Genomic DNA, 5,277 nt, shown 5'->3' on the forward strand with positions numbered 1-5,277 from the left:
CTGTAGAGCAGAATGCCTGCCGGTTTCTCTTCGGTTGCGGTCTCGTCGGAACTTACCGGGCGATAGAAGAGCTGGTTGTTTTCGAGATAGACCTCGAGGAATGCCGGGCGCTGCTGAATCTGTCCAGCAATGAGGGCCTCCGACAGAGGATCTTCAACATAGCGCTGCAGGGCACGGCGCAACGGACGCGCACCGTAGCTGCGATCGCTGAGGGTCTTGTCGAGAATCCACTTCTTGGCTTCCTCTCGGACGGAGATGGTAATCGCCTTCTGCGCCAGGTTTGCGTTCAAGCTCTGCACCAGCAGCTCGACGATCTGGATCAGATCCGCATCGGACAAGGACATGAACAGAATGACCTCGTCTAGTCTGTTCAAAAACTCCGGATTGAAGGTCTTCTTGACCTCCTGCTTTACCAGTTCCTCGACCTTGTCGTTGACGAGGTCTTCGCGGTCGCTCTGGAAGCCGAGGCCCTGCTTCTTCTGCAGGTGGCGTGCGCCGATGTTCGACGTCATGATGAGGATGGTGTTCTTGAAGTCGACCGTGTTGCCGAGTCCATCGGTCAACTGGCCGTCTTCAAACACCTGCAGCAGGATGTTAAACACATCCGGATGCGCCTTTTCGATTTCGTCGAGCAGGACGACGGAGTAGGGAGACCGCTTGACACGTTCGGTCAACTGGCCGCCTTCTTCGTAGCCCACGTATCCCGGGGGCGAACCGATCAGCTTCGACACCGAGTGCTTCTCCATGAACTCCGACATATCGAAGCGGATGAGCGCCTTGTCTGATCCGAAGAGGAAGTTAGCCAGCGTACGCGCGACTTCCGTTTTGCCGACGCCGGTGGGCCCGAGGAACAGGAAGCTTCCGATTGGCCGCGCAGGCGACTTCAATCCAGCCCTGGACCGCCGAATAGCGCGGGCCAGTGCGGAGATGGCCTTCTCCTGCGAGATGATGCGCTTGTGGAGCTCTTCTTCCACGCGCAGCAGCTTCTGCGTCTCTTCTTCCTTGATGCTGGTTACGGGAACGCCCGTCCAGCGGCTGACCACGTCTTCGATATCTTCGCGGCCCACGATGCCGGCAGCGGAGTCGTCGAGGTGGTACTTGTCGCGAAGGGCGCGCAGGTTTTCGCGTTCTTTGCGTTCTTCGTCGGAGTAGAAGCGAGCCTTCTCAAACTCATGGTTCGCGATGGCCGAATCCATACGGTGGACGATGAACTTGATGCGCTTCTGGACCTCAGTAATCTCCTCAGGCAGCGAAGTCTGGCGCAGCTTTACACGTGCGCCTGCCTCGTCGATAAGATCAATGGCCTTGTCGGGCAGGAAGCGATCGGGGATGTACCGATTGGAATGCGACACCGCGAACTCGATGGCGGCATCGGTGTAGCTGACCGCGTGGAATTTTTCGTAGCGATCCTTGATGCCGTTGATGATCTTGATGGCATCGGCTTCGTTTGGGGGCGGAACCTTGACGGCCTGGAAGCGGCGCTCGAGCGAACGGTCCTTCTCGATCGACTTGCGATACTCGGCCGGCGTGGTTGCGCCAATGCACTGAATTTCGCCGCGCGAGAGAGCGGGCTTGAGGATGTTGGCTGCGTCGAGCGAACCTTCGGCCGAGCCAGCGCCGACCAGCGTGTGCAGCTCGTCGATGAAGATGATGGAGTTCTGATTCTCCATCAGCTCTTTCATGATTGTCTTGAGGCGTTCTTCAAACTGGCCGCGATACTTGGTGCCAGCCACGATGAGCGAAAGGTCCAAAGCAAGCACGCGCTTGTCGGCGAGGAAGCTTGGCACTTCGCCGTCAGCAATGCGTTGCGCCAGGCCTTCGACAATGGCCGTCTTGCCTACGCCCGGTTCGCCAATCAGGACAGGGTTATTTTTCGTGCGGCGGCACAGGATCTGGATCACGCGCTCCAACTCGCCGTCGCGTCCCACCAGGGGATCAAGCTGCCCGTCCATGGCGGCCTGGGTAAGATCGCGGCTGAACTCAGCCAGCAGGCTTGACTCGCGCTGCCGTGCTTGCGCGGGCGCTTTCTCCTGGGTTACGCGGGCCAGCTCGTCGCGAATCTGCGCCAGCTTCAGGCCGCGCTCCTGCAGGATCTCCGACGCGAAGCACTTCTCTTCGCGCAGCAGGCCCAACAGCAGATGCTCGGTACCGATGTGCTTATGTCCCAGGCGCTCGGCTTCTTCCGCTGCATACGCCAGAACGCGCTTGCACTCGTTCGAGAGGGGAAGATCGACGCTGGTCGAAACCTTCTCACGAATGGTGGTGTGCGCTTCTATCTGTTTGCGGATCGACTCCACCGAGGCGTGCGAACGCAAAAAGCGATTGGTTAACGCCTTGTCCTCGCGCAGAAGGCCCAGCAATAAGTGCTCGGTCTCGATATAGGGCGAACCAAACTGGCTGGCCTCATAACGCGCGAAGAAGATCACGCGTCGTGCCTTCTCCGTATAGCGTTCGAACATACTGATCTCCTCTTGCAGCAGGCTTTCGGTAGAAGTGGCCGTCCGATTTATCGATACCCCAACGACAAAAACCTGTCGCTGTGGACCCCGCCATCGGCTTCAGCCCTGCTTGCCGCGCCCCTCTTCTAACTAACGCTGCCGGAGGCCCCGGAAAATCTCTAAACTGCCCCGAACAGCTCTATTGGATGGACCGGAACCCTCTTAGCTTGTCCCAGCCGCTCCGGAGTTCCTCTTCCGCAGCCCCCACCCACCGCCGTGAGTCGAGAGAGCAATTCCAGACCCACTTATACAATCAGACTCAAAAACCACCCGGAAAGGTGCTTTTACTCCTCCCCGCCGGGGTGAATTCCCGCTATGCTGGAACTCCCGGAGGAGCAATCCCCATAGCATGAAGGCGCCCGCCCTCCAGGCGCAGAGTCCGCGTACACCGCGCGGCCAGATCCAGGTTATGGGTCACCAGAATTGAGGTGAGCCCGTGGGTTACGTGCAATCGTTCTAAAAGATCAAAAATGCGCCCGGCAGTCGTCTCATCGAGATCGCCGGTAGGTTCGTCGGCCAGCAAAAGACCCGGATTCCCAACCAAAGCCCGAGCCAGCGCCACACGCTGTTGCTCTCCACCTGAGAGCTCTCCCGGCCGGTGCTCGCTGCGGTCCTGCAGGTCGACCTCCTTAAGCCAATTAGATGCATCATCTAGCGCCTGTCGACGATTAATTCCGCGGGCCATCAGCGGCATCGCCACGTTTTCCAGCGCCGAAAACTCCGGTAAAAGATAGTGAAACTGCCACACGTAACCAATCTCGCGGTTGCGAAAGGCTGCCGCCTCCCGAGCGTTGAGAGTTGCGACGTTGGTTGATGCGCAGTGTACAGTGCCCGCTGTCGGCGCATCAAGAGCACCCAGAATGTGCAAAAGTGTGCTTTTTCCTGTCCCGGATTGGCCGACGATGGCCATCAGTTCGCCAGGGACAACGGTTAACTCAAGTTCCCTGAAGAGCGTGAGTGCTCCGCGGGCCGTCTGGTATGTCTTTTCGAGCTTGCTAACCTGGATCAGCGGGACCGCGGCAAGGGAAGAATTCTCCCGCACTCGCAAGTTCGACTCCCGCATGAAGCGAGAAGCCGGGCTGGCAACCGCTGGAGAAGATAACATCATTAGCTTCCTTCTATCTTATCGCGAAGAGCGAGCGCAAAGTCGTTGCCAAATGAAATGTGGGTTCGCAAGGAAGTAACCATGTTGCAGTGAGGCGAAACAAAGTTTGGATCGAGCAAGAATATCGCCCGTGACATCACAGTTCATTCGATGACTCGGCCGTCGCAAGCGCCGGCGCTACACGCTGAATCGGCGCAGCCAGCCGCATCAACCCCACATATATTGCCCCCGCAGTGAAGAAGCCGACGAACCAGGCATAGTCATAAAGGAAATGCAGTGGCCTGAAAGCAACGCCGACCAGTGCAACGGCGACTCCGACCACAAGCGCCATAATCGCGCGCGGGTTGATTCCCTTGCTGTAGTGGTACGCGCCTTCAGAGTGGTAGAGCGAATTCACGTCGAGTTCGGTTTTGCGAATGAGGAAGTAGTCGCAGACCATGATGCCAGCGACTGGCCCTAGCAGCCCGGAGTAGCCGACGAGCCAGCCGAAGATGTACGCATCGGGCGTAGCCAGTAGCTTCCAGGGACACATCGCCAGCCCCAGAAACCCCGTGATGAGCCCGCCGGTTCGGAAGCTAATGAGCCGCGGATAGAGATTCGAGAAATCGTTCGATGGTGAAACAACGTTGGCCCCGATATTCACGTTCAGCGTTGCAATCAGAATCGCGATCAGTGCAATAAATGCAACCACCGGCTGATGAAATGCCCCTATCAGCTCAATGGGATTCCAGATAGCCCTGCCGAACAGAACTGCGGACGCCGACGTAACGGAGATGCCAACGAAGGTGTAGAGCGTCATCGCCACCGGCAGCCCGAATGCCTGTCCATAGGCCTGTGCATGCTGCGACTTCGAGTAGCGCGTGAAGTCGGGAATGTTGAGGGCGAGCGTGGCCCAGTAGCCGACCATCGCAGTGAGTGACGGGAAGAATACGGCGAGGAATTCGCTGGTCGAGTGGAACCGGCTTGGCGTGGAGAGCATCTCGCCGAAACTGCCCGCCTTGATCCGTACCCAGATGAGCAGCGCCGCGGCCATGATGAACATGAACGGCGCGCCGAAGGCCTGCAGATGGCGGATGGATTCAACACCGCGCCAGACGATGATCATGTTGAGCAGCCAGAAGACGAGAAAGCAGACCCACTTGGCGAAGACGGAGGCGGCGGTCGCGGGCCAGATGACGGCGAGCATTGCATGGATAGCAGTGCCGCCGATCCACGATTGAATGCCGAACCACCCGCAGGCAACGACAGCACGCAGCATCGCCGGCAGGTTTGCGCCGCGCACTCCGAAGGGCGCGCGGATAAACACCGGAAACGGAATTCCATAGCGCGTACCCGCGTGGGCGTTGAGCAGCATGGGAATGAGCACGATCAGGTTGCCGAGCAGCACCGTGCCGACTGCCTGTTTCCAGTCCATGCCCTTGGCGATCAGCGACGAGGCAAGCTGATACGTCGTGATCTCCATCGACATGGAAAACCACAGCGCGATGTAACTGTAAGTGGTCCACGTGCGCTGCTCCGGCGTAGTCGGCGCCAGGTCGCGATTCGATAAAGTGGGGTCGATGGAACTCAAACGGCCTCCGGTTTAGATCGGTATACACGAACGCCAGTGAGAACGCGATAAGGAACGTGCTTTATGGGTGGCAACTCTGTCAAGCGAACCCGCAGAAAGGGAAC

General features: G+C 58.5%; 3 protein-coding genes. All 3 read right to left on the bottom strand.

The window, feature by feature from the left end; translation table 11 throughout:
- Positions 1-2,459, bottom strand: a 2,459-nt coding sequence (locus WA354_RS10655; RefSeq protein WP_472812989.1) for an ATP-dependent Clp protease ATP-binding subunit, incomplete at its 3' end; no start/stop codon positions are given.
- A 352-nt stretch (positions 2,460-2,811) separates the two neighbouring features.
- Complete coding sequence (locus WA354_RS10660) at positions 2,812-3,606, bottom strand: ABC transporter ATP-binding protein (protein ID WP_472812990.1); 795 nt, start codon at positions 3,604-3,606, stop codon at positions 2,812-2,814.
- A gap of 133 nt (positions 3,607-3,739) precedes the next feature.
- Positions 3,740-5,173, bottom strand: coding sequence for an NCS1 family nucleobase:cation symporter-1 (locus tag WA354_RS10665; protein ID WP_472812991.1), 1,434 nt, complete (start codon positions 5,171-5,173; stop codon positions 3,740-3,742).
- Between the last annotated feature and the right edge of the window lie 104 nt (positions 5,174-5,277).

This window comes from Occallatibacter sp. (genome assembly GCF_049802275.1).
Classification (GTDB): domain Bacteria; phylum Acidobacteriota; class Terriglobia; order Terriglobales; family Acidobacteriaceae; genus Telmatobacter.

Excerpts from the sequence above, each read along its gene's own strand:
- WA354_RS10660 (WP_472812990.1), bottom strand. The coding sequence starts at position 3,606 with ATGATGTTATCTTCTCCAGCGGTTGCCAGCCCGGCTTCTCGCTTCATG.